Below are 23384 nucleotides of genomic sequence, written 5' to 3' on the forward strand. Positions count from 1 at the left end.
GTTCTCGATTTAGAACCACTAAACCGTCAAACATTCGCCTTGTCTAGATGGCACACAGACCGCTGCAAAAATGTACAACAAAGGTCAACAGGCCCTAGCTGATTTATAAATACAGCATTCTCACGTATGATTCTGCTTTTCATTTTCTCAGAGTATCCTTTTCATGTACCAAGATTTTCAAGCAGAGTTGGCGTGGGCTAGCCTTCATATGCCGCGCACTCGTAATGCCATTGCATCACTTCCCGATCTGTCGAACGTTAAACTTGCTTGCAACATGCATTTAGATTTGAAAATGGCGCCTTTGGTTGAAGGGCTACTTTCACGAGGATGCGACATTTTTCTTACCACGTGTAACCCCACTACAGTGCAAGATGACGTGGTGTCTTACCTTGTTGATAAAGGCGCAACGGCCCATGCATGGCGTGATATGAGCGAGGCTGACTGGTCTGAGTCATTCGATAAAGCGCTGGCGTGGCAGCCTACCCATTTGTGTGAAATGGGCGCAGATCTGACAACTCGACTTCACGAAAATATAAAAGCAAATAAACCAGTACCGAGCATTGTATCGGGCTTAGAAGCAACGGGCTCTGGCATTAACCGTTTAAATGGTATGGCGCCAAACTATCCAATATTTAACTGGGATGATTTGCCGGTAAAAGAAGGGCTTCACAACAGGCACATGGTGGGCTTAAGCGCATGGCAAACCTTCTTCCAAACCACTCATCTAACCCTGCACGAACAAGTAGTAGTTGTTATTGGTTATGGTCTGGTAGGGCAGGGCGTTGCTGCCTCGGCTAAAGCGTTTGGGGCACAAGTTCAAGTTGCAGAACTTGATCCAGCAAGAGCGCTTCAAGCGAAGTACGACGGCTGGCCAGTGGTTGATTTAAATGAAGCGGCTAGCCAGGCTGATGTTATTGCCACTGCAACTGGTGCGTATGGCGTGGTGAATTCGAGTCATCTAGACAACATGAAAGACGGAACATTTATTTTAAATGTAGGCCATGTAGCCCAAGAAATTGATGTGCCTTACCTTAAAAACAACGCTACTCACAGTGAGCCAATGCCTTATGTAAATGCCTATAAACTGGGCGATAAAACACTGTATCTTCTAGCCGATGGCTCTATGTTTAACTTAACTGCGGGCTATGGTGACAGCATCAATGCCTTCGACGTAACTTTGGCCGTTATGGCGGCGGGTATCGGCTATATCGTGAATGAAGGCGCAAAAAGCGAAAAAGGCTTGTACTTGCTACCAGAGGCTGCGTGGAAAAGTGCACTGTGAAGCACAGCGAGTCATAAGCGAGTGTTTATCTTTAGGTACGCTGTACAAGCTGTACAAAAGGTCTAGCCATCTCTGCTTATCTCGACATTTCTATTGAATGTTGTACAGTGAGCCCGTTTTAATAAATTCATATTTAAGGCGGGCTGATGACCATTCCAACAGGCAATCAGTCTTGCGCCAGTGTAGGGACGAAAAAAATGGGTAAAATAATAGGTACAAAAACACCACAGCAGGCTTTAGATAGCCTTGCCAACATGACAGGCGATCTGCGCCCCATAGAACTCTCTGAATACAAAGCCCGAATTGCCAAGGCGCAGCATTATATGCAGGAAAATGGCATTGGTGCGCTCTACTTAAACGCGGGTACTAACTTAGCGTATTTTACAGGTATGCAGTGGTACGCCAGTGAGCGTTTAGTCGGTGCGCTTTTGCCTGCAAAGGGTGACGTTGTATATCTAGCTCCTACCTTTGAGATCGACTCTTTAAACGAACGCAAATTAGTGGAAGGCAACATAATTGGCTGGCAAGAGCACGAGAGCCCATATGCGCTTGTCATAGCTATGCTAGATAAACTAAATACCGCTGGAGGCGATAAGCTGGGTGTGGATGAGTCGACCCAGTTTTTTATCGTAGATGGTTTGAATAAGATGCTTGGCCAATCTTGGCAAATTATTAATGGTGCTGAGGTAACAGCACACTGTCGCATGCACAAATCTAACAATGAACTAGCGCTTATTCAACGCGCTATGGACATGACACTTGCTGTGCATAAAGCGACTGCCAGTATGCTTTATGAAGGTATTACTACTACTGAAGTTGAAGCATTTATTAACGATGCACATAAGAAAGTGGGGGCCACTGGTAACTATTTTTGCATTGTACTTTTTGGAAAAGCCACCTCGTTTCCCCACGGCGTTAAAGACCCTCAAGTTTTAAAGAAAAATGACTTAGTATTGATTGATACTGGCTGTAAGGTGCACGGCTATCTCTCTGATATCACGAGAACCTATTGTTTTGGTGAGCCAACCGATAAGCAAAGAGCATTATGGGAAAGCGAAAAACGCGCGCAGCTTGCCGCATTTAACGCTGCAAAAGTTGGTGTTTCCTGTGGCGATGTGGATAAAGCCGCGCGAGACAGCTTAGCTAAAGATGGCTTAGGACCAGACTATAACTTACCAGGTTTGCCTCATCGAACCGGGCACGGCATAGGCATGGATATTCACGAATGGCCTTATTTGGTGAAAGACAATCCTCACCCGCTAGCATCTGGTATGTGTTTTAGTAACGAACCTATGATCGTAGTACCAAACGAGTTCGGTATTCGCTTAGAAGATCACTTTTATATGACCGAAGATGGCCCGGTGTGGTTTACTGAGCCTAGCGAATCGATTGACTCTTTGTAAGTAAACTAAAATGAAGCTGCTCTTTGTTACGAAGAGCAGCTGTAGTGAGCGACCCCGCCCGCACTGAAAAATTCAAGTGGGCGCAGCTGGTAGTACTTATTCTCTACCTCTTTTGATTGCTCATCATAAGGCGCAGTAAGTATCTTCTGAAGTTCGTGAATTGGCGTAAAGTCACCTTTCTCTGCGGCTTTATAGGCAGGCACAATTAACCATTCGCGCCATGTGAATTTAGGGTTCGCTTTGCGCATATGCTCTGCGGTAGCAGCAATAGCGTTTGTAACATCACCTTGTGTTTCGGCGTCCTTTTCAATGCGCTCACGCCACGTTTGTAGCCATGCTTCCCATTCTGTCATGACCTCTGCTTTAGGCGGGTAGTAAAAGCTTTTCGTCAAGCTCGCCATATCTTCAGGCATTGACGATAGCTCTCGGAAAAACAGATTGTAGTCCACGCCTGTGCGCAGCATTAATTGCAGCAGCTTAATCAGCAAGTCGTGGTTGTAGCTGGCAATGCCAAGCTTTGTTGTCCACATACTCTCCATGGCGCGTTCCATCACGCCAGAAAAACCGTCGTTGATCTCGTTAAGCTTAGAGAGCTGTTCACTGTTGCCTTCAAGTAGCGGCATCAGTGAGCGACAGAACATATCAAAGTTCTTTTGCGCAGCAATGGGCTGGTTTAAAAACGAGAAGTGACGACCGCCGCCTGTCCAAGGTTGGTAGTCTGCTTCAAAAAATTCACAAAAGCCGAATGGTCCATAATCCAGCGTAAAGCCTCCTGCGGCGCAGTTATCGCTATTAAAATTGCCCTGGCAATAACCGACGCGAACCCAACCAGAAACAAGACGCGTTAGCCGGTCTCGAAATAGTGCAGCCAGCGTTACCAATTGCTCTTCAAACAACGTGGTTGTGTCAATTTCACTTGAGTACTCTCGCTCAATAAGGTGCTTAACAATGGCTTCTAGTTCGTTTAACGCTTCGCTGTGTTCGTTACAGCGAGCTCGCCTAGCAAAAAGCTCTATTTGGCCTACGCGCAAAAAGGAGGGCGCCACGCGGGTAGAAATAGCCGTTATATTTTCTACCATCACTTCAGGTTCATAGGAATGAGACCCTTCGCGATACCACGGCCTGTCTACCGTGTTTGATTCAGACATAAACAAGCTCAGCGAACGTGAGGTCGGAATGCCAAGCGCATGCATGTGTTCTTGCACTAAAAATTCGCGCACGCTTGAGCGCAATACGGCGCGCCCGTCTGCGCCGCGACAATAAGGCGTGCGACCCGCACCTTTTAACTGCATTTCCCAACGCTTGCCGTTTAATACTGCTTCAACGATAGAAATTGCTCTGCCGTCGCCGTAGCCGTTACCTGTTCTAAACGGGCACTGCTGTGTGTACTCCGTACCGTAAATAGAAAGTGCGTAGCCGGTTGCCCAGCCGAAGGGCTTCATTGGAGCAGGTACATCCGACATGTCGCCTGAGAACAGCTGGGTGAAATCTTTAGATGTTGCCAAGCTATCGTCTAAGCCTAATTCGGCAAACAGCGTTTCGCTATGAGCAACGTACGTCGGTGCAGTTAATGGGGTCGGAGTAACTGGCACATAGTGACCTGAGAACACTTGGCGCGGGTCATGGTCGTCACCATCGCACGTCGACTGCGGGTCTGGGGTAAGGGTATGCAGCAAAGAGTAATCTACGTGCTTTGCGAATTCATCTAGTGTTTTGATACGTTCTGTCACTATGCCTGCCTATTTCACTGAATGGGAAAATCTGTTTGCGAGCATCGAGGCTCAGGTTACTTTTGCACCTTTAACCATTAACAATCTCGACACTTCATACGTTTTTTCAATGATTATTGTTTAGGTCGAAGTGCAAGCTGCCCTTGCTCTACAGTTAGCTGTAAAGGTACCGTTGAAAGCATGCTTACTGCTTTGTTCGCAGGGTCTAAGCGATAAACGGGGTTAGTGGCTAGATAGCCGTTGATGAGCTGCATGAATTCGCCACTTACAGGGGCTAAATTACCCTTAAAGCCGCCAGCATCAATTGTGCTATCAAGTAGAGACAATGAGCGCACAAAAATCGCTTTTTCTTCACTGTCGTAATAAGGGGTGCCTTCCAAAGCTAGACTTACTTTTGCAGGGTAGTTCAACCCAAATGCACTAATACGCGCCGTGGCAATAGCGCCTAGCTGAACCACGTCTCTGCCATCTGGGCCTATGGTTGCTGTCATATCTTCCACGTCTAAATAAAGAGGAATACCAGCAAGTGACGTTTGCTTTTGCAGCTTACTCACTTGGCTATCAAGCACTTGTTCTAACTCGGCATTAGATACAGTGTAAACCGCCAGTTGAGAGAGAGTAGCGCAGCCTGCAAGAATGGTAGCGAAGGCAATGGAAAGTAGAATTCTCATAAAAAAGTCTCTTTTAGCAATGAGTTGTCGAATTACACCGTGCGAGCCAGAAACACTGGCGCTGCAACAACGAAGTGTCTCTATTGTACGGGCTGAGGAAAGGGATGAACAATGAAATCGTTGACTCGCTAAGACAACGGCTTATTCAGGGAGTCCATGAGTAGGAGAGAGGTGCGAAGCGTAACGCTGAAAAAATACTTTCTTGCCGACAACTTAATAAAGTTGAGTAGTATGACTACTGGTGGAATATGTGCAATCGAAAGAGCGTGAACATGCCGTCATTTATATCTCAAGTTGGGCAGTTTGTCGCAATCAACTTGATTAGTTTATAGCGGCTGTATTACCGTAGGCCCCTCGGTTGGGGAGTAGCCTGTTTCCGTTTCGAATGGAAAAGTTTGTATCAACATAATTGGTCACATTACCATGGTACAAACACCTCTTGGTTGGCGAGACCATCGATAAGTCCACGCTTAAAGGTCAGGCGTGCGGATTTGTCGTGGACTCAATTAGCCTGACCGGAGTTCTAAAACTATGAGTATCTTCGCTCTTATCTTGCTAGCCTTTGCTATGTCAACAGATGCGTTTGCCGCAGCGATAGGCAAAGGTGTCAAAATCAATCGCCCTCGTCTAAGTTTTGCTCTCAAAATTGGCCTTTTGTTCGGACTCATAGAGGCAACAACCCCATTTATAGGCTGGTTCATTGGTCGCGCGGCGTCTTCATACGTTGAAGCATGGGATCATTGGATTGCGCTAATCATTCTTTCTGGTTTAGGTATTCATATGGTACTCGAGAGCCTGAAACCCGCCGAAGAAGAGTCGACGTCTCAAAAACAATCCTTTATTTTGTTGTGTATTACTGCGTTAGGCACAAGCATCGACGCAATGGCAGTGGGTGCAAGTCTCGCGCTAATTGACGTGAACATTGCTATTGCTGCGACGTTAATTGGGATAGCCACTTTTTCTATGGTAACTATTGGCATTATGTTGGGCAGTGTTATGGGAACATTGATAGGTAAGCGAGCAGAGACATTTGGTGGCATTGTGCTTGTTTCGGTTGGTACTTGGATCTTTGTGAGTCACACACTCTAGAGCGTGTTGATCTTTGTGGTTTGAACGTTAACCGTGCTTCTATTACCGCTATAGCCACGCACGTTGAAACCGTTTATTAGATAACCCGATGGGTTATTTTCATCGCCAGAAAAACCTCGGATCGCAAAGCTATCGAACATGCCGCCAGAGTTGTTTTGTCTAACAATGGTGGGCGCAAAATCTAGTGCATCGATGAAGCGCGAGATCCCTTCTTTTAAGATCAAGCATAAGCAAGGTATTACGTGTCTTTGGCAGGTTTTGCAGAGGTCATGAACGTTATGTTATCTCGTTTCTTTTAGCAAGGAAGGTAAGCAAACAATAAGGTGAGATTGATGATTATTGCGGGCTGCTACAGATACATACAGGCTGTTTATATTGATAAATGGAAATGTGCAGAGCTGTGAGTAAAAATAAACTTACTGGTCTAAACTCACCTGCGCAGCGTTTTCCTCGGTCTACTAATGCTATACACTTCGCGTTTTTATTACTCTTGCCTGCAGGCTGAACCTAAATTTTTAACTAGGACACTGAATGCGTCACACAACCCTATCTTTGCTCTTTTGTACTTTACCTTTTGCCGCCATGGCCGCTGAAAGTGTTGATTCATCAAACGCTAACTCTGGCGTGGACAGCAACGAAAAAGGCGTAGAAAAAATTACGATTGAAGGGGCGGCGACGGCGAACAACAAGCCGGTAGGGACGTTTAATTCACCTATATCTAACTTAGAGTACGATCCGCGAGTCGATTTGCAATCAAGGAACATGGCAGAAGCGCAGGCTGACGTGACTATTCGCGGCGGTATATTCGAAAACACGGGTTTTCGCATAGGAAGCGCAACGCTGATCGACCCGCAAACGGGGCACTATTTCGCCGAGATTCCTATTGCGCCAGAAATGTTGACGAAGCCGAGTATTTTCACGGGCGTCGATAATGCGCTTTACGGCGTAAATAGCTCTGTAGGTACGGTGTCTTATGGCTGGCGTCCCATCCAAACAGCAGGCAGTGTGTCAGTGGGAGTAGGTAATAACAACTTCAATTTGCAGCGTGTACACGGTGCAGTAAAGTACGCACTTAGTGATTTACCCGGTTGGTCTGTTGGGGTTGAAGGGGAGTATTCTCGCTCGGAAAGTGATGGCTCTATTGCTAATGGCGATCATAATTTCGAACGCGCGTCAGGGCGTATTCAGCTGGCAAGTAAAGACTCACAAACCGACGTGTTTTATGGCTTTCAGCAAAAGTTTTTTGGCTGGCCTAACTTGTACACGCCTTTTAATGTAAACGAGACAGAAGACATTCAAACCCGTTTGGTCATGCTAAATCACAAACAGCGCTACGGCGAAGAGAGCATGAAAAACACCTTTGAAGTTTCTGCTTACTACAGAGAAAATGACGACCATTACGTATACTCACGTGAAAATCCTGAAGCGTTTCAGGCGTTTCACGAAACCAAAGTGAAGTCATTGGCGTTTTCCGGTACTCATCATGTATCGCAAGAATTTGGTATCAACTACGCAGCACAGTTTACTGCAGACGACATCACATCAACCACGCTAGAGAACAATTTCACCTCTCGCGACTACTACAAAATAAGCCTAGTGCCCGAGTATCGAACTCAGTTGAACAGCAATGAATCGCTTACCGTTCGTTTAGGTGCGGCGTTTGACGATACAAATCGCGACGACGACCGACTGTCTTTTGTGGGCGATATTAGTTGGCTTACCCAAACAGGGGGCAATGCCTCGCGTACACTCTATCTTTCGTATGCAGAGGCGACGCAGGTGGCTGGCTACACTGCTGTAGGCGGCAGCACCACAAGGGGTCTGTTTAGAAGTAACAACCAGTTACAGCGAGAAGTCAGCAAAAACTTAGAGTTTGGGGCGTCATTTGATAAAACGTCTTTCAAAGTTGATACCGCTGTATTCTATCGCTGGGATAACGAGCTGACAGATTGGACATATAGCTTCGACGCTACTTCAGCACGCAGTGCAAACCCCGTTGATATCGAAACCCTGGGTGTTGAGGTAATTGCCATTAAACGCTTTGATAGCGCAGATGTAGTTGCCAGCTATACCTATTTAGATAAGTCTGAAGACTACCGAATTGACGAGGTAGACGCGAGCTTTTACGCGCTTAACTATCCGCCGCATCGCGCAACCCTAGGGGTAGTGTGGTTTGCAACTGATACGATTGAAATTCGCGTGGATAATGAATGGAGAAAACAAGAAAACAATGCCCTTAGAAAAGGGAGTGACTCTGCATTCTTTTCTCATGTCGCCCTCACGTATTCACCGGCGCAGATTGAAGGGTTAAATCTGGTGTTGGCAGTCGATAATTTGTGGGATGAACGCTTTGAAGAAATCCCCGGGACACCGGGCCGTGGCGATCAATATTCTGCCACCGTAACCTATTTTTGGTAAGGACGGCGCAATGATAGCTAATTCTCCTCATACCTTGGACGATTTTGCTGGACGTTGGACGCTGACGCGCAAAATCATCCAGCGAAATGGCGATGTGTTCGCCTTTATGGGCGAGGCTGAATTTAGCTGGCTGGAAGGCAGTGAGCACGAAGAAAGTCGCGCGTTAGCGTATTTTGAAAATGGTGAGGTTACTGCGCCAAACGGCCACGTAATGCCTGCCGAGCGTCGCTATTTCTGGCAGCAGCTTCAAACGGGTTTATTTGAGGTGTTATTCGACGATAAGCGCTATTTTCACTCATTTAGCGCTACTAACCCAAACGCTGAGCACTTATGTGGTGACGATAACTATGTGGTGCGTTATGACTTCAGTACGTGGCCTGTATGGCGCTCAACATGGAAGGTCATTGGACCTCGCAAAGACTACACCATGATAAGTAAGTATAGCCCTGCGTAGTGGACGCTCTCTTAAGGCTTAGGGGCGTTCCTGTTTTTTGGAGTATTGATGAGACATCCAAAGCGCTAAAGCGATGATGGCGCCGCCAAGAAACAACCGAGAGAAGTCTGTGTCTTTTTGCCAAAGCAGTAAATTAACCACAAGACCTGCTGGAATAAGCGCGTTATTCATAATGGCTAACGTACCACCAGACACTTTTAGTGCACCTTGATTCCAAAAATAATACCCAAGCCCTGACGCCACAATACCCAACCATAGCAACACGCCCCATTGTTCAGGGTTTTGTGGCAGCTGACTCGTGTTGCCGAATAGGGAGAACGCAGGTAGAGCAACGGCCAATGCACCTAAATAAAACCACGCGAATACGTTGTGATAGGGCATTTGGGTTTCAAACGTTGAAGTCAGCTTTTTATAACCCACTTGTCCCAAAGCAAAACAAAGGTTAGCACCTTGAACAATAGCAAAACCAAACCAGAAATTTTCACTAACACCATTGAAGCGAATTATTGCTGCACCTGCGGTGGCGATAAGTGCACACAATAAATAAAACGGGGTAAACCGCTTAAACAGGGCGTCATTTAAAATGGCTACATAAAGCGGCGTGAATATGGTGAAAAGTAGCACTTCTGGTACAGTTAAAAACAAAAACGCGTGGTAAAAGAAGATGTACATCAACCCTAACTGCACAGCGCCTAAGCTTGCCAGAATCGCTTTTAGTTTAGTGCTCAATAGAGCCGGCTTTAGAAAAGGAAGGAAAACTACGGTGGCGAGCACGATCCGTGTTAACACTGCAAAATAACTATCGACCGAACCTGCCAAGAACTCGCCTATGAGCGAAAAGGAAAATGCCCATAGGACAGTAACGGCTATTAAATAAATCACACGCTGCACTTCTTTGAAAGATTAACCGCGCCGTAAAATAGGTTATCGCCGCTTTTATATCAACAGTTAGCTTCTTCATTGCCGATAATTTTAGTGAATAGAAGGATGCCCGGAGTTTATTATTCCAACGGTGTTCTCATTACCTTTTCTTCTGCCATACCTTCACCCTGTTAACATAAACCTAGCCCCTCTCAATACGTGTTTCAGACGTATTTCTTATCACGGGAGCTTCGCAATCGTTAGGAATAGTGCAGCCATGACTTTCTTGAGAAAGAGAATGGCCTATTAATGTTGGATACAGCCACGCACCAAAGCAAGCGCCAAATATTGGTGCAAAAATAGGAATAATGAAGTACGGGATATCCTTTGCACCGGAAAGTGAATACTCCCATCCTGCGAAATAGGTAAAGAGTCGCGGTCCAAAATCCCTTGCGGGATTCATAGCAAATCCGGTCAATGGCCCTAAAGAAGCGCCGATAACGGCGATTAGAAGACCCACGAGGAGTGGATTCATAGCTCCTCGCGGAGCGCCGTTTTTTTCGTCCCCTAACGCCAATATTGCGAACATTAAAACTGCTGTGATAACGAATTCAACACTGAAGGCACCCCAGAATGAAAGTGCTTCGTGAGGATACGTTGCGAAAATGCCCGCAGTAGCGAGTGCCCCTATGCTTTCTCTTGATAGGTTGTGCGCAAGTTCATAGTCAACAAAAAGTTGATAATATAGGCTGTAGATAAGAGCTGCAGAACAAAATGCTCCCAAAAACTGGGACGCTATGTAGGGCGCGACTTTGTGTTTTTCAAAACCGTGGAACATTGCGAGTGCTATGGTCACCGCGGGGTTGATGTGGGCACCCGAAACGCCAGCAGTACAATAGATGGCAATGGACACGCCCACGCCCCAAAGAATACTCATTTCCCACTGGCCGAAGGAAGCACCTGTTAATACCAATGCTGCCACTGCGCCAACGCCGAAGAATATTAGAATGCCTGTGCCTACAAATTCAGCAATACACTGCCGGACAAGTGTTGGTTCCGAGAGAGGTAACATATGATTTCCTTTTTATTATAACCCGTACAGTGCATGAGTAGAAAAAAGAGGACAAAGTTACGTGCTAGCAAATGTAGGCGAATACCGCTTCTAATGAGCGCGATTATATCATTACGCTAAATAACTCATTTGTCGTAAGTCGTTTTTCTAAACTGCTTCCAATGTACAATTAAGAGAAAATCATCATAAAACGAACATAAACGAACTGCAAATGATCAAAATCGAATATTAGTGGCTTTTTGTATATGTTATTGCGTAAAGGTAGGGGCGTATAAATACACTTCTTAGTGGAGTATAGATATCTCCGAATTACCATTGTTGCTTTTGGCGTCGCAATCACCTTTTAACTCACCCGCCTCTTCAACTAATGCCGTCATGGCATCAATAATATCTAGGAAACTCGACAGTTGTTCTGGCGTTAGGCCGTTAGATAAGTGCTCGATCTTATTAATAAGCTGTTTAGTAGGTAAGCGCATAGCGTCAAAATCTCGTTGTTTACGTGTTTAAATTTCGTTTCTTTTAAATGTCTTTCAAGTTGCTTGCCAAGATGCGAATTATTGCGTTCAAAAACCTTGTTAATAGATGGCAATTTATGTCGCTGCGCAATGTTAGGTGACAGATGACTCATCAACGGATTCTTATTGCTTCAATGCGCGTCCAGTGTCATTGTAGAAATTCAGTTTTTTTACCCGTTATAAAAAAAGGATGAAGGCAATGACAGATACAAAAAGAAGACAATTTTTAGCAACCGCAGGAGCGCTAGCTTCACTATCTGCATTGCCGGCTTCTGCACAGGCAAACCCCCGTGCTAGCGCTGAGTTACCACCTATCCTTCACATGGTTTACTTCTGGCTAAAAGACCCAGCGTCGACAGAAGATAAGCAAAAGCTTATTGACGGTTTACAATCGTTGCGCGCCATTCCACAGGTTCACTCGCTCCACATTGGCGTGCCTGCGAATACACTCAAGCGGGATGTTATCGATAATTCCTTTGACGTCTCTGAGCTTATGTTTTTTGAAAGCGTTGAAGCACAAGATGAGTATCAGCTTCATCCTATCCATAAAAAATTCATAGAAGACTGCGCTCACTTATGGCGCGAGGTAGTGGTACGCGATTCCATATCGGTTTAACTATCCGTAATTCCCAAAATAATATATCTGTCGATGTTATACGGAGTCTTTAAGCGTGCTGAAACAAGCCCTTAGTTTCGCGATTTAAAATGCGTGATATGATGTCAGTAAAGACATGATAAACAACAATTTGAGCGCTTTAAGAAGGACCAAGAAAATGCCACATATACGCGCAAGAGGTATTCAGCAAACTGTATTAGAGAAAGTCGCAGTGGATATTGTTGAGCAGTTTGCGAAGCTCACTGATACCCCCAACGATCACTTCACGGTAGAGCATATTGCGAGTCAGTTTGTTGCGGCTGGTGGAGCCTCATCAGGCTATCCTTTCATAGAAGTGTTGTGGTTTGATCGCGGGCAAGATTCCAAAACTGCGGTAGCTAACCTTATCGATGAAGCGCTTCGTCCGTTCGTAGGAAAACATACGGACATTACCGTACTTTTTGAAGACCTAAACGGCAAAGATTATTACGAGAATCGCGAGCACTTTTAGGGCGTGTGCTCAATACTTAACGTGTTGAGCAAAGGCCTCTGGTAGCAGGTTGAACGAAATAATACGCTTTAAATTGTTCAAGTCTTATTATCAGTGTCGCCCGAGACAAATATTGACAGAGACAGACATGAACAACGTTAAAATTATAGGTGCCGGCATGACGAAGTTTGTTAAGCCAGGTAGCCAGTTACCCTATCGCATTATGGCTTCGAATGCCGTGGAATCAGCCCTTAAAGATGCAGATATTGATAAAAAGCATATTCAGCAAGTTTTCGCATCTTATATCTATGGTGACAGCACCTGTGGCCAACACGCTTTTTACGACGTGGCACAGCTTGGCGTGCCAGTTGTCAATGTAAATAATAATTGTGCAAGTGGAGCCAGTGCTATTTATCTTGCCCGACAAGCAATTCTTTCCGGAGAGGTCGACTGCGCTGTAGCTTTTGGTTTTGAGGAGATGCAGCCGGGAGCTTTGGGCAGTCATTGGCAGGACAGAGAAAGTCCGTTTGACCGTTTCACGCCTGTTTATGATGAGTTTGATGTGCCTCCAGCTCCTATCGCGTTGAGAGCGTTCGGTTCAGCTGGCAAGCACTACATGGAAAAATTCGGTGTAAGCCCAAACCTTTTTGCTGAAGTTTCGGTTAAGTCTCGACAGCACGCTATCAACAACCCTTTTTCTTTGTTTACTTCTCCACTTAGCGTGCAAGAAGTGCTAACAGACAAGGTGATTTTCGATAGCTATTTAACGCGAACAATGGCTTGTCCACCTACCTGTGGCGCTGCAGCAGTTGTGTTGTGTAGTGAAACATTTACCAAGAAACACGGCATAACAAATGCGGTGTCTATTCTTGGACAAGGAATGGCTACGGACACTATTGATTCTTGGCGTGACCCCATTTCAGCGGTGGGGAGTGAGATGACAAAAATAGCATCTCACAAGGCATACGAGGCTGCAGCGGTCTCTCCAAACGATATAGATGTAATAGAGCTGCACGATTGCTTCACAACGAATGAGATTATCACTTATGAAGCACTTGGGTTGTGCCTTGAAGGTGAAGCTGAAAAGCTCGTCATTGACCGAGACAATACCTATGGTGGTAAATACGTTGTTGGACCGTCAGGTGGTTTGATGTCAAAAGGCCATCCCATCGGGGCGACGGGTATAGCGCAGTGTGTTGAACTATCGTGGCATTTAACTAACAGAGCAGGGCAGAGACAGGTAGAAAATGCAAAGCTTGCTCTGGCGCATAACATAGGTCTGGGGGGCGCGGCGGTAGTGACTATCCTTGGCGCCGACTAGCTTACAATACATGCCCAGCAGCAAAATGTAGCCGAACCGTGTTTGGGCTAGACGGGCTCGTTGAGCTAAAAAGAAGCTTTCGCTCAATCACAGATTCGGTGTGCCTTACTCGGTATTTGGCGAAGTTGGGAAGGTGATCATTACGTGTAGCTGGTCACCTTCGTAATTGACGTTAAATGTTCCATTCAGCGCTTCTACCAGTGCGTTCACAATCGCTAATCCAAGCCCGTTTCCTTGTGAATGACTTTCACGCCAAAATCGTCTTGTCATGTACGCTAGCGTTTCAGTATTAAGCGTTGCATGATTGGAAACGCGAATAACAAACTCGTTGTCGTCTTCTTCAATGACTATTGAAATCGGCATTCCTTTAACACCATGTTGACGGGCGTTATCTATTAGATTTTTCATGACAATAGTGAATGCGAATACGGGGATGTGTGATAGTCGTTTTGAAACATTGGTATGAACCTGAATGTCGTTGTTTTCACAGCCTAACTCTGTCAGCAGGTTGCTAAGTTCTTTAGACAGTTCCCACGGTTGCACATGCTGCTCAATTGGCGCTTTGTCTACTCTTGCCAGCAACAGCAAGTTTTCTAATAAGCTTTGCAAGCGACGTGCACTAAATAAACTCTTCTCAATGGCACGCTGTTGCGTTTCTCCTTGCGTGACTTTTGCTACCTGTAGTTGACTAATAATGCCCGACAAAGGTGTTCTTAATTCATGAGCAGCGTTATCGGTAAACGCTTTTTCCCTTTCAATAGCGTTTTCAAGCTTGGTGAACAACTGATTCTGGCTATCAATTAGGGGAGTAATTTCTTGCAGGTTATGCCTTAACCGAATTGGATTTAAATCGTTTGGTGAGCGATTGGTGATGGCGTCTTTTAGTCGCTGAAGCGGCCTCAACTCTCTTCCTAAGGCAAACCAGATCACAAGCAGCGAAACCACGAGGGAAATGAGTGTTGGAAGGGCGCTGACGATTACCATCTGGACAAATATTGCATGTCGCTCAGAAAGCTTTTCAGCGATAGAAATGGTGTGCTTTTCTGTTTTTAAAGAAAATACCCGCCACTCGATGTTTTCAACAATAACGGTATCAAGTCCCGATGGTAGCGTATCAGGTAGTGTTAGCTCTTGAGGGTGGCTATTAGCAATAATTTCACCATTTAACGCGCTTATCTTACAGGCAAGGCCTTTTAAGGTGCCCGCATCGTTGAACGTACCGTTTGGGGAAAGCCCCAAGTTGCCCACTGAATTTTGGTCGGACAGCATAAGGTTATTCATCATTCTTGCTGTGGAGGCAAGGCGGCTATCCATGGCTTGGTTTATCTCGCTTTTCAGCTGGGTAATAGAGAAATAACTGGCTGTTAGCCACAAGACAAAAAATACAGGAGCAATAATTGCGATGAGCTTTAGTCGAAGACTCATGTTTCTTATTCCTGCTGATGAGCGAGGCGGTAGCCCAGACCACGTTCCGTGATAATGATATGTTTACCTACTTTTTTTCTAAGATTAAACAAATGCACGTTTAAGGCGTTGCTATTCACATCATCGTTGACGCCATATAAGTAGTCTTTAAGCTGTGCTTCACTTAAAATTCTGCCTGGGTTTGATAAGAATAAATACAGAAGTTTCAGTTCACATGCAGATAAGGATAACTGTTCGCCGCGCACTTCTACGCGTTTGGCTTTAGCATCAAACGTAAGCTCTTCAAACTTCAATATCTCGTGTAAATGCTGATCTTGTCTTCTCGTTACGCTGTAAATTCTCGCAATTAACTCTTCAAAGTCAAAAGGCTTTGTCACGTAGTCATCTGCGCCTTTGTTGAGCCCCGTCACCTTATCTTCAATGGCATCTCTTGCCGTTAAAAGAATGATTGCCATTGGCAGCTTTTTCTTCCTGACTAACGATAACAATTCCAGTCCGCTTCCATCGGGTAGTGCGATATCTAACAAGCACACGTCAAACTGGTTGATTGATACATAGTGCTTAGCCTCACTTAACGTGACGGCGTGGGTGACTTGCATGAGTTTGCTTTGAAGGTAAACACATACTGCGTCTGCAATAACGAGGTCGTCTTCAACGAGAAGAATATTCATAGTTTTTCACAAAGCGGTTTGATGCGTAGAAGCTAATGGGTGAACATTAATATTAAATTAATCTTTGGTAATTAGTTTACCAGCTCAAACTTACTAAGTGCATTTAACGTGAATACGATCAATTTAGGCCCTTTCGCTATGATGACCAGCACCGCATTAATTATTGCGGGTGTAATTATTTTCTGGAGCCTTGTCGGCTATTTGGCAAGAGCCAGTAAGCAGAAGAACGAAGTTACTGACACTATATTCTGGTCTATCGCAGCAGGGCTAGTTGTGGCACGTTTAATCTTCGTCATAGATTTGTGGGAGATTTATCAAAAAGACTGGCTTTCCGTACTCAATATTAGAGATGGTGGTTTCAATAGCTATTCTGGATGGTTTGCGGGCCTAACGGTTCTTTTGGTTAGAGCAAAAAAGCATCGTCAGCTTATGTCGTTTTATCTTAAATCTGGGGCTATCACCGCGGCTGCGTTGTTTCCACTAGTTGTAATTCAAACCTTATATAATACCTCTCCTAGTCCGCTAAATATCAATGCTCAGACTTCAAGTGGCGAGTATCAATCACTAGAGCTAAATATCGGTAAACCTGTCGTCATCAACTTTTGGGCTTCATGGTGCCCTCCGTGTCGCCGCGAAATGCCCGTTTTAGCGCGGGCACAACAAACGCAGTCAGACGTAAAATTTATTTTTATCAATCAAAGCGAAGCGCCCACGAAAGCAGAACGCTTCTTAATGAGCCAAGGTGTTGACCTTGAAAATACTTACTTTGATTTTGCAGGCAATATCTCAAAAAGCTTTGGCGCATATGGCCTGCCAACTACGTTATTTTTCAATGCAAAAGGCGAGTTAGTTGACCGCCACATGGGGGAGCTGTCTGAGGCTAGCCTTCAGCATTACCTCCGTCCTCTTCTCAAGTAAATTAAGTACCTCAAGGAATAAGAATGCTAAAAGTAGTCTCTTGGATGTTAGCTTTCTCTAGCTCATCATTCGCCACTGATAGTGAGCTTCCAAAGCCTCTCAGCATCGTTGAAAAGCAAGGCGGAGAGGTGATAAGTCGCTTTGATGCGCCATCCCAAATGACAGGCTATGTCATTGACTTCAAAGGTAATGCAATCACGGTTTATGTCACGGAAGATGGTCAGTATATGTTGGCTGGAAAAATGTTCGACGCAAACGGACAAGATGTTGGAGCTAACGAATTAAATAACTACATAAACGGTGCGCAAAGCGAAAAAATATGGCAGCAGTTGAGTGAGTCGAGTTGGGTTTTAGATGGTAACCCTAATGCTAGTAGAGTTGTCTATGCCTTTACCGATCCGAACTGCCCTTATTGTCAAAAGTTTTGGCAGCAGGCCCGACCGTGGGTTGACGCCGGTAATGTTCAAATTCGGCATATCCTGGTCGGTATATTGAAGGCTGATAGTTATGGAAAATCTGCAGCCATTCTTAGCGCAGAAAACCCTAGTGAGATTCTTCACAACCATGAAGCTGGTCAATTAGCGCTGCTTAAGCCTTTGAATAACCCGACACCAGAGGTGAAAAAGGAGCTTGATGACAACCACAGGCTTATGCGACGACTGAGCCTTTCCGCTACGCCTGCCATTTATTTTAGGGATGAGTCTGGTGCTGTGAAATTACAAATGGGGCTTCCGACCACAGCTCAATTAGAAACAGTGCTAGACAATTAAAGATAAAGGGAGAGACGGAATTAACAATGAGTACAAAATGTTCCCTTAAGTCAGGAGCTACATTTACTATTTATCTCAGATAAAAACCTTCAGTAATCTCATTTGAATCGTTTACGTATATTACTAATCAAAATTAAAGAGATATCCGTACATGAGAAAAGTTGTTATTGGAACCCATGATGAAGGGCTTAAAAGATTAAAGACGACAGACGTTGACGAGCCTCAAACAGTTGGAAGTAAAGAAATTAAAGTACGTGTTCATGCGAGTTCATTGAATTACCATGACCTTAGTGTTGCTAATGGCACTATTCCTACGGCGCAGAATCGTGTACCCCTGTCTGATTGCTCTGGCATCATTACTCAAGTTGGTGAGGACGTTGATGAGTTCGAGGAGGGCGATCATGTTGTGTCGACATTTTTTCCGGATTGGCTGAACGGTGAACCTAGGTGTAGCGATTTCAGTCGAACGCCTGGTGATGGCCTTGACGGATACGCAACAGAATATGTCGTTCGACCAGCCACATGGTTTACTAAAGCTCCACAAGGATGGAGCCATGCAGAGGCCGCCACAATTACAACGGCAGGGTTAACAGCGTGGAGAGCATTAGTTGTTGAGGGTAAGCTTAAAGCTGGCGACAAGGTGCTGTTGCTAGGTACTGGCGGTGTCTCAATATACGCACTTCAAATAGCCAAAGCGATGGGGGCATACGTTGCTATCACTTCCTCCTCGGATGAAAAGCTTGAAAAGGCTAAAGCCCTTGGCGCTGATTTCATCGTGAACTATAAAGCAGAACCCGAGTGGGGGAGTGCGGTTAACGCGTGGAGCGGAGAGAAAGGTGTAGACCACGTTGTGGAAGTGGGAGGGCCTGCTACCTTAGCACAGTCAATCAATGCGTGTCGTGTGAATGGAAATATTGTCCTTATTGGCGTATTGACCGGCGTGAAAGGAGATGTTCCAACAGCAGCGCTGATGGCAAAGCAGATCAATCTTAAAGGGATTATTGTTGGGAGCAGGGAGCATCAAAATGACTTCGTAAATGCCCTAGAGGCGAGCGGAATAAAGCCTGTAATTGATACAAGTTTTTCACTCGATGAACTCGCTAAAGCGTTTGAATATGAGGTTAATGGCAAACACTTCGGCAAGATTTGTATTGATATCTAAGAGTTCTGGCATTGTTTGTGACGCTATCAAAGTTAATGGTTTGCAAATCAAGTGATGCATTGATAACAAGACTTCTTTGTCAAAGCTGGATCATTGGCAGTTAGGGAGCCACTTGAATTAAATGATGATGATGGATTAAGTGTGCCAGCGGTGTTTCGCAACAGACTTCAAAAGCAAAAAGCCTTCCACACGGAAGGCTTTTTAATATCAATTATGCTCAGACTTAGACTATGTAAAAATGCTAATTTTTACTCAAACTTAACCTTCATCTGGTTGAGCTAAATGTTCCAGCCTTTCTTCAACCTAGAATATAGGTAGCGCCATACGCACAGGGCAAAAACGATAAACGCGCTGTCTATAATGAGCGAGTTCATGACTAACGAACTAGGGTAGTGAACAGCAAAGTGAGTAATGGCCAATACAACTAACAAGGCGGCGAGACAATTCAACAGCACCAAGTGAGTTTTCATAAGCACTTTTTGCATTAGTGAAGCGATAAGAATAGCTGTCAATGTTACCCAGAAAACAGGTTTTGTGGGCAGCGCCAGCGTTAACTCTAACAATGCAGCCCAAATAAATGCGATAGGCGTGCCCCACACAAAACCGAGCCAAAGCTGGTTTAAGGCATCTTGCTTAGCGCGTTTTGCCAGCCACAAATTTATGCCGGTAACAGAGATAATGGTTAACGCGAACCCCATTAATCCGAAGAATATCTTCATTGCTTCTGGACCAAAGTGGCCGAAGTGTATGCGATATACAGAAAATATCGCTTGTTGGCCAGCATCACCATCTGAATAACCGACTTTATCGATGTATTGTCCACTGGCATCAAAGCGGTATTGTTCTGAATAAATGAGCTTATCCAAGTGCTGAGAGCCGAGCAAAATATACTGATTGTCTTTGGTCGCGTTTTCCAAAGTAACAAAAATGGGCTGGGTATTGGGCTCCATTTTCATTATGTCGGTCAGCGCTTTTTCTATATTCGCAATGGCTGGCTGATGTTCAAGCTGAATTGATGAACCATAAATGTCGGCAAACAGATCAAGCTTGTTTCCTTCATATAAAGTATCGGCATAAATGGACGTTAAAAACGATGCTAAACCAAAATAAACGCCGGTTAGTGCAATCATCAAGTGAAAAGGCAAGCCCCACACGCTCATTCTATTGTGTAAGTCGCCTTGTGTAAGTTGCTCGTTGTTACCTGTTCGCAAGCGAAAGGCATCTTTAAAAATACGTCTGTGAGCAACAATGCCAGAGATAATCAATGCACTCAAAATAGCACCCAATACACTGACGGCCATCATTCCGATGTCTTCTGGCAAATGAAGAGCGGTGTGTAAATCAACGATTAAATCAGTAATAGGTGTTGTGGATGGTTCACTTAATTCGCCGGTTGGAGAAATATTCCAATACTCACCGTCTGCACTAATGCGTGCGCGTGGCAAATCGTGCGTAGGCAAGCGAATGACAATGTTTCCCTGTGTTTGACCCTCTTTCATTGTGAGAAAGCGTTCATAAGCATTTTGAATGCTGCCAGGGGTGTAATCTAGATTATCTGCAATATGGGGTTGTTCCCACCGCAGAAGTTCTTGAGAGAAAACAGATAAAGTGCCTGAAAAGCACACCCAATACATCAACACACTAACGGCTAGTCCTAACCAAGCGTGACTTTTTAAGGCGCTTTTATTTGCGCTGGGAGAAATAGAAATACTCATTTTATATACTATACAAGTAGAAGTAACTTAACGCGCTAAGTACACTCAACACCCCAACCGGGCGCCATAGTTTACTGTCTGCACACAGCCAGTATGCGCCACATCCCCATAATAGAGGCATGGTGTAAATTCCCAGTGCAATCTGGTTTACTTTGCTCATGCTAAGCGCTGTTGTCCACACTACGGTAACTAACATGGCGCAAATAGCACTTAAAAACACACTGCCAAGTAGTTTTACGAGGGCGTTAAAAGCAATAGCGGTAGACGGGGTAGTCAATCCAGATGCGAACGGTAAATCGACGCGTTTTACATCTTTACTTATTCGTTGTCGGGCGAGATAAATCCAACTCCATGCTTGTAAGGAGAAAGCGACTACTGCGTAGCAGGTACCTAATTCAGGGCCGTACTCTGTAATCCAAAGGCTTAAACTCGCCAGCATTAACAACAATGCCGAGAGTTTAGCTATACGTTTAAAGGCGATCTGTGTGCTTTGCCAAGCGCGGTAAAACAAACCTATCGCCAATGCGCTGCCTAAAAAGGCAGCGATTGACAGTAGCATAACTTAACCCGTTAAAAATTGAATGAAGCAGACAGTCTGAATGTCCGAGGTTCACTTAATACAAGGTAGTTTGAGCCAGGGAAGCCTCCTACCGACGCCCAGTAATTATTGTCAAAGACGTTATCTACACGAGCGCGAAGTGTGATGTCGGTCATTCCTGCAAAGAAGCTGTAACGAACGCCTAAATCGAAACGATTGGATGCATCGACTTCAAGGCTATTATCGGCACTGGCATATTGTTTCGATGTATAGGCCGCACGTGCATCGACAGTAAGCCCTGGAAGGGCATCAACATCCCACTCAATATTAATGTTAGCTTGTAAATCAGGAACACCAATGGCCGTTTTGCCATCTAGTGTACCGTCTTGAGTTTTCGTCATTTCCGCATCGAGCCAAGTGAATCCGCCCAAAACACGTAAATTTGAAGTTGGCATGCCAAATACGCTTAACTCAAGCCCTTGGTTTTGCTGTTCACCATCGGTACTGAAAACATTGTCTTTAATAATTGAGCTTTGCTTTGAGGTGTTGAAAACACTCAATGAACCACCGTATTGGCCAGCATCATATTTCACACCTACTTCTATTTGCTCGGCGCTGTATGGGTCAAAAGCTTCACCCGCGTTTTCAATTGGTTCACCACCGCTTGATGCAGGCGCTACCTCACCAGGAAGCAGCCCCTCGATATAGTTGGCGTAATAAGACACCTGTTCTGACGATTTATAAACAATGCCCACAACCGGCGTGAATTGAGATTCGTCGTACCCTGACAACTCATCACCTGTATTGTAATCAAAGGTGCGGGTTTCAATGTTTTGAACACGGCCACCAAGGGTTAAGAGAATTTTTCCATCGTTAAACGAAATCATGTCTGCAAGAGCAAAACTAGAAAGGTCTGTTTTTTCTGTGATTAGTGGGTTGCTAAGGTCGCCACCAATAAAGAAGTCAGCATCGGGCACGGTTGCCGTTACCGGGTTATAAATATTTCCAGCAAAGCCGCTAAAATCTGAAAACGCATAGGCATTTTCAGATTCTAGAAAAAACGTTGATGCAGACGTAATGATCGTGTGTCCCACGCTTGCGGTTTTGAATTCGATATTGAGACCCACTTCACCTGAGCGAATTTCATCATTTCTAACGTTATCAAAACGGTAAGCGGAAAAGTCGCCATTTGCTTCTGCCTGTCTAGGGTTAGCAAACACATTATCTTCTTCACCCGATCTGAAACCATACGCCGCCCATGCAGTGATGTTGTCGGTAAAATCGTATTCTCCTCGAACCGCACCGAAAAATTGACGCTCGTTAGTGTAAGTCCACTCTTGGGCAAAATTGGTGTCGCTGTCAGGCGCTTCTGGAATTGCACTGCCAGGAGTGACTGCAGGGCGTGGTGAGTCAACCTGATGGTCTTGGTAGCCCAAATCCAAAGAAAGACGGAAGTTATCGCTATCGTGATCAATGCCAATAGCAGCAACGCTCAATTCACGATCTTGGTTATCGATACTTGTTTCGCCGCCTCGTTGTACAAAGTTAGCTCTTATGCCTGTACTTTGACTGTCGTCGCCAAATCTGCGGCTTACATCTGCTGCGCCATACCAATGTCCTTGAGACTCGTATCCAAGCGTTACACGGTTTAATGGGTCATCGCCCGCGCGCTTAGGCACTATATTTACCGAACCACCTAAGCCGCTCCCTCCCGGTGCTGCGCCGTTTAGAAATGCACTGGCGCCACGGAAAACCTCAACGCGTTCTGACAACTCTGCAGCAACATATTGGCGAGGTAAAACACCGTACAATCCGTTGTAAGTCATATCGTCAGAATAAACGGGAAACCCGCGCATTACGTATAGTTCTTGAAAATTACCGAAGCCTTTTGCCACACGAACCACCGGATCGTTTTGCAACACATCGGCGATACTTCTTGCTTGCTGTTCCCTTATGATGTCTGCGGTAAAGTTGGTGCTTGCGAATGGAGAGTTCATCATGTCGAGATTACCTAAAATACCCGCGCGACCACCGCGAGATACTTGGCCTCCTGCAAAGCTATCTCGTAATTCAACCTGAGATGCATCAACAGTAATATGCTCAATGTCATCATTATTATTTTTTTCTGTTTGTGCATATACAGGCGCGCCTGCATACGACAGGCCGATCATCACGGCCAAGGCACTTTTAAGCAAATTCATGGGAGCTCCAAAAATCAAAAGACAACGAATATGATAACTATTTTCATTTTAAAAAGGCAGGATATGTTCCTTTAAAATATGCA

Annotated in this window: 21 protein-coding genes, 1 pseudogene and 1 riboswitch; of the genes and pseudogenes, 11 read left to right on the forward strand and 11 right to left on the reverse strand. The window is 45.1% G+C overall.

The annotated features are described in order from the left end of the window. Window positions 1-163: 163 nt before the first annotated feature. Together MHN09_RS17540 and MHN09_RS17545 are read left to right on the forward strand one after the other, a co-directional pair. On the forward strand, window positions 164-1282 hold the full coding sequence (locus tag MHN09_RS17540) for an adenosylhomocysteinase (RefSeq protein WP_187447322.1): 1119 nt from the start codon (window positions 164-166) through the stop codon (window positions 1280-1282). Window positions 1283-1479: 197 nt separating this feature from the next. Continuing rightward, a complete protein-coding gene (locus MHN09_RS17545; protein ID WP_061487004.1) occupies window positions 1480-2685 on the forward strand; it encodes a Xaa-Pro peptidase family protein in 1206 nt (401 codons plus the stop codon). Window positions 2686-2711: 26 nt separating this feature from the next. Here MHN09_RS17545 and MHN09_RS17550 read toward each other — a convergent pair whose 3' ends face one another. Both MHN09_RS17550 and MHN09_RS17555 read right to left on the reverse strand, forming a co-directional pair. Then, window positions 2712-4415: a protein adenylyltransferase SelO family protein gene (locus MHN09_RS17550; protein ID WP_239241618.1), complete on the reverse strand. Its 1704-nt coding sequence runs from the start codon at window positions 4413-4415 to the stop codon at window positions 2712-2714. A 113-nt stretch (window positions 4416-4528) separates the two neighbouring features. Next, a complete protein-coding gene (locus MHN09_RS17555) occupies window positions 4529-5086 on the reverse strand; it encodes a DUF1439 domain-containing protein (protein ID WP_014950656.1) in 558 nt (185 codons plus the stop codon). A 351-nt stretch (window positions 5087-5437) separates the two neighbouring features. Beyond that, window positions 5438-5564: riboswitch (yybP-ykoY riboswitch) on the forward strand. 53 nt (window positions 5565-5617) lie between these two features. Between MHN09_RS17555 and MHN09_RS17560 the strand changes: the two genes are divergently transcribed. Beyond that, window positions 5618-6175: a manganese efflux pump MntP family protein gene (locus tag MHN09_RS17560; protein ID WP_014950655.1), complete on the forward strand. Its 558-nt coding sequence runs from the start codon at window positions 5618-5620 to the stop codon at window positions 6173-6175. 8 nt (window positions 6176-6183) lie between these two features. On the opposite strand, the pseudogene MHN09_RS17565 reads toward MHN09_RS17560, so the two are convergent. Then, a pseudogene (locus MHN09_RS17565) lies at window positions 6184-6384 on the reverse strand (TonB-dependent receptor plug domain-containing protein); the annotation flags it as partial. A 322-nt stretch (window positions 6385-6706) separates the two neighbouring features. Here MHN09_RS17565 and MHN09_RS17570 point away from each other — a divergent pair. Both MHN09_RS17570 and MHN09_RS17575 read left to right on the forward strand, forming a co-directional pair. Then, window positions 6707-8593 (forward strand): TonB-dependent receptor, encoded by a 1887-nt coding sequence (locus MHN09_RS17570; protein WP_239241619.1) that lies wholly within the window; start codon window positions 6707-6709, stop codon window positions 8591-8593. Between the two features lie 10 nt (window positions 8594-8603). Beyond that, window positions 8604-9047: a DUF6314 family protein gene (locus MHN09_RS17575; protein WP_049588160.1), complete on the forward strand. Its 444-nt coding sequence runs from the start codon at window positions 8604-8606 to the stop codon at window positions 9045-9047. 18 nt (window positions 9048-9065) lie between these two features. On the opposite strand, the gene MHN09_RS17580 is transcribed toward MHN09_RS17575, so the two are convergent. From MHN09_RS17580 to MHN09_RS17590, 3 genes are all read right to left on the reverse strand, one after another. After that, a complete protein-coding gene (locus tag MHN09_RS17580; protein WP_049588161.1) occupies window positions 9066-9929 on the reverse strand; it encodes a DMT family transporter in 864 nt (287 codons plus the stop codon). 181 nt (window positions 9930-10110) lie between these two features. Further along, window positions 10111-10980 (reverse strand): MIP/aquaporin family protein, encoded by an 870-nt coding sequence (locus tag MHN09_RS17585; protein ID WP_049588165.1) that lies wholly within the window; start codon window positions 10978-10980, stop codon window positions 10111-10113. Between the two features lie 284 nt (window positions 10981-11264). Beyond that, window positions 11265-11456, reverse strand: coding sequence for a hypothetical protein (locus MHN09_RS17590; protein WP_014977344.1), 192 nt, complete (start codon window positions 11454-11456; stop codon window positions 11265-11267). Between the two features lie 238 nt (window positions 11457-11694). Here MHN09_RS17590 and MHN09_RS17595 point away from each other — a divergent pair, with 238 nt between their 5' ends. From MHN09_RS17595 to MHN09_RS17605, 3 genes are all read left to right on the forward strand, one after another. After that, window positions 11695-12111: a Dabb family protein gene (locus MHN09_RS17595; RefSeq protein ID WP_014977343.1), complete on the forward strand. Its 417-nt coding sequence runs from the start codon at window positions 11695-11697 to the stop codon at window positions 12109-12111. A 157-nt stretch (window positions 12112-12268) separates the two neighbouring features. Further along, window positions 12269-12601: a DUF1904 family protein gene (locus tag MHN09_RS17600; protein WP_014977342.1), complete on the forward strand. Its 333-nt coding sequence runs from the start codon at window positions 12269-12271 to the stop codon at window positions 12599-12601. Window positions 12602-12728: 127 nt separating this feature from the next. Continuing rightward, window positions 12729-13901: a beta-ketoacyl synthase N-terminal-like domain-containing protein gene (locus MHN09_RS17605; RefSeq protein ID WP_014977341.1), complete on the forward strand. Its 1173-nt coding sequence runs from the start codon at window positions 12729-12731 to the stop codon at window positions 13899-13901. 105 nt (window positions 13902-14006) lie between these two features. On the opposite strand, the gene MHN09_RS17610 is transcribed toward MHN09_RS17605, so the two are convergent. Both MHN09_RS17610 and MHN09_RS17615 read right to left on the reverse strand, forming a co-directional pair. Beyond that, window positions 14007-15326, reverse strand: coding sequence for a histidine kinase dimerization/phospho-acceptor domain-containing protein (locus tag MHN09_RS17610; RefSeq protein ID WP_239241620.1), 1320 nt, complete (start codon window positions 15324-15326; stop codon window positions 14007-14009). 5 nt (window positions 15327-15331) lie between these two features. Beyond that, the gene (locus MHN09_RS17615; RefSeq protein ID WP_014977339.1) at window positions 15332-15997 is read right to left on the reverse strand and encodes a response regulator transcription factor; all 666 of its coding nucleotides are present in this window, start codon (window positions 15995-15997) and stop codon (window positions 15332-15334) included. Window positions 15998-16105: 108 nt separating this feature from the next. On the opposite strand from MHN09_RS17615, the gene MHN09_RS21590 reads away from it, so the two are divergent. The 3 genes from MHN09_RS21590 to MHN09_RS17630 all read left to right on the forward strand — a co-directional run bounded on the left by MHN09_RS21590 (window position 16106) and on the right by MHN09_RS17630 (window position 18847). After that, window positions 16106-16915 carry a TlpA disulfide reductase family protein gene (locus MHN09_RS21590; RefSeq protein WP_231506568.1) on the forward strand — a complete coding sequence of 270 codons (810 nt, stop codon included), beginning with the start codon at window positions 16106-16108 and terminating at the stop codon, window positions 16913-16915. A gap of 23 nt (window positions 16916-16938) precedes the next feature. Further along, window positions 16939-17685, forward strand: coding sequence for a thiol:disulfide interchange protein DsbG (gene dsbG / locus MHN09_RS17625; RefSeq protein WP_014977337.1), 747 nt, complete (start codon window positions 16939-16941; stop codon window positions 17683-17685). Window positions 17686-17836: 151 nt separating this feature from the next. Next, window positions 17837-18847 carry an NAD(P)-dependent alcohol dehydrogenase gene (locus MHN09_RS17630; RefSeq protein WP_014977336.1) on the forward strand — a complete coding sequence of 337 codons (1011 nt, stop codon included), beginning with the start codon at window positions 17837-17839 and terminating at the stop codon, window positions 18845-18847. 278 nt (window positions 18848-19125) lie between these two features. Here MHN09_RS17630 and MHN09_RS17635 read toward each other — a convergent pair whose 3' ends face one another. From MHN09_RS17635 to MHN09_RS17645, 3 genes are read right to left on the reverse strand one after another with little or no spacing between them, the layout of a single operon-like run. Next, window positions 19126-20562, reverse strand: coding sequence for a PepSY-associated TM helix domain-containing protein (locus MHN09_RS17635; RefSeq protein WP_049588167.1), 1437 nt, complete (start codon window positions 20560-20562; stop codon window positions 19126-19128). A gap of 1 nt (window position 20563) precedes the next feature. Next, window positions 20564-21121, reverse strand: a complete 558-nt coding sequence (locus MHN09_RS17640) for a hypothetical protein (protein WP_239241621.1) — start codon at window positions 21119-21121, stop codon at window positions 20564-20566. 11 nt (window positions 21122-21132) lie between these two features. Next, a complete protein-coding gene (locus tag MHN09_RS17645) occupies window positions 21133-23301 on the reverse strand; it encodes a TonB-dependent siderophore receptor (protein ID WP_239241622.1) in 2169 nt (722 codons plus the stop codon). Window positions 23302-23384 lie beyond the last annotated feature (83 nt).

The organism is Alteromonas sp. MmMcT2-5 (assembly GCF_022348315.1).
GTDB classification, from domain to species: Bacteria; Pseudomonadota; Gammaproteobacteria; order Enterobacterales; family Alteromonadaceae; genus Alteromonas; species Alteromonas macleodii.

What these genes read in the sequence shown, in the direction of transcription:
- MHN09_RS17640 (WP_239241621.1), bottom strand. Translation starts at nt 21,121, where the DNA reads ATGCTACTGTCAATCGCTGCCTTTTTAGGCAGCGCATTGGCGATAGGT.
- MHN09_RS17540 (WP_187447322.1), top strand. Translation starts at nt 164, where the DNA reads ATGTACCAAGATTTTCAAGCAGAGTTGGCGTGGGCTAGCCTTCATATG.
- MHN09_RS17555 (WP_014950656.1), bottom strand. Translation starts at nt 5,086, where the DNA reads ATGAGAATTCTACTTTCCATTGCCTTCGCTACCATTCTTGCAGGCTGC.
- MHN09_RS17595 (WP_014977343.1), top strand. Translation starts at nt 11,695, where the DNA reads ATGACAGATACAAAAAGAAGACAATTTTTAGCAACCGCAGGAGCGCTA.
- MHN09_RS17635 (WP_049588167.1), bottom strand. Translation starts at nt 20,562, where the DNA reads ATGAGTATTTCTATTTCTCCCAGCGCAAATAAAAGCGCCTTAAAAAGT.
- MHN09_RS17605 (WP_014977341.1), top strand. Translation starts at nt 12,729, where the DNA reads ATGAACAACGTTAAAATTATAGGTGCCGGCATGACGAAGTTTGTTAAG.
- MHN09_RS17585 (WP_049588165.1), bottom strand. Translation starts at nt 10,980, where the DNA reads ATGTTACCTCTCTCGGAACCAACACTTGTCCGGCAGTGTATTGCTGAA.
- MHN09_RS17630 (WP_014977336.1), top strand. Translation starts at nt 17,837, where the DNA reads ATGAGAAAAGTTGTTATTGGAACCCATGATGAAGGGCTTAAAAGATTA.
- MHN09_RS17560 (WP_014950655.1), top strand. Translation starts at nt 5,618, where the DNA reads ATGAGTATCTTCGCTCTTATCTTGCTAGCCTTTGCTATGTCAACAGAT.
- MHN09_RS17615 (WP_014977339.1), bottom strand. Translation starts at nt 15,997, where the DNA reads ATGAATATTCTTCTCGTTGAAGACGACCTCGTTATTGCAGACGCAGTA.
- MHN09_RS17645 (WP_239241622.1), bottom strand. Translation starts at nt 23,301, where the DNA reads ATGAATTTGCTTAAAAGTGCCTTGGCCGTGATGATCGGCCTGTCGTAT.
- MHN09_RS17600 (WP_014977342.1), top strand. Translation starts at nt 12,269, where the DNA reads ATGCCACATATACGCGCAAGAGGTATTCAGCAAACTGTATTAGAGAAA.
- MHN09_RS17575 (WP_049588160.1), top strand. Translation starts at nt 8,604, where the DNA reads ATGATAGCTAATTCTCCTCATACCTTGGACGATTTTGCTGGACGTTGG.
- MHN09_RS17570 (WP_239241619.1), top strand. Translation starts at nt 6,707, where the DNA reads ATGCGTCACACAACCCTATCTTTGCTCTTTTGTACTTTACCTTTTGCC.
- MHN09_RS17610 (WP_239241620.1), bottom strand. Translation starts at nt 15,326, where the DNA reads ATGAGTCTTCGACTAAAGCTCATCGCAATTATTGCTCCTGTATTTTTT.
- dsbG (WP_014977337.1), top strand. Translation starts at nt 16,939, where the DNA reads ATGCTAAAAGTAGTCTCTTGGATGTTAGCTTTCTCTAGCTCATCATTC.
- MHN09_RS17545 (WP_061487004.1), top strand. Translation starts at nt 1,480, where the DNA reads ATGGGTAAAATAATAGGTACAAAAACACCACAGCAGGCTTTAGATAGC.
- MHN09_RS17590 (WP_014977344.1), bottom strand. Translation starts at nt 11,456, where the DNA reads ATGCGCTTACCTACTAAACAGCTTATTAATAAGATCGAGCACTTATCT.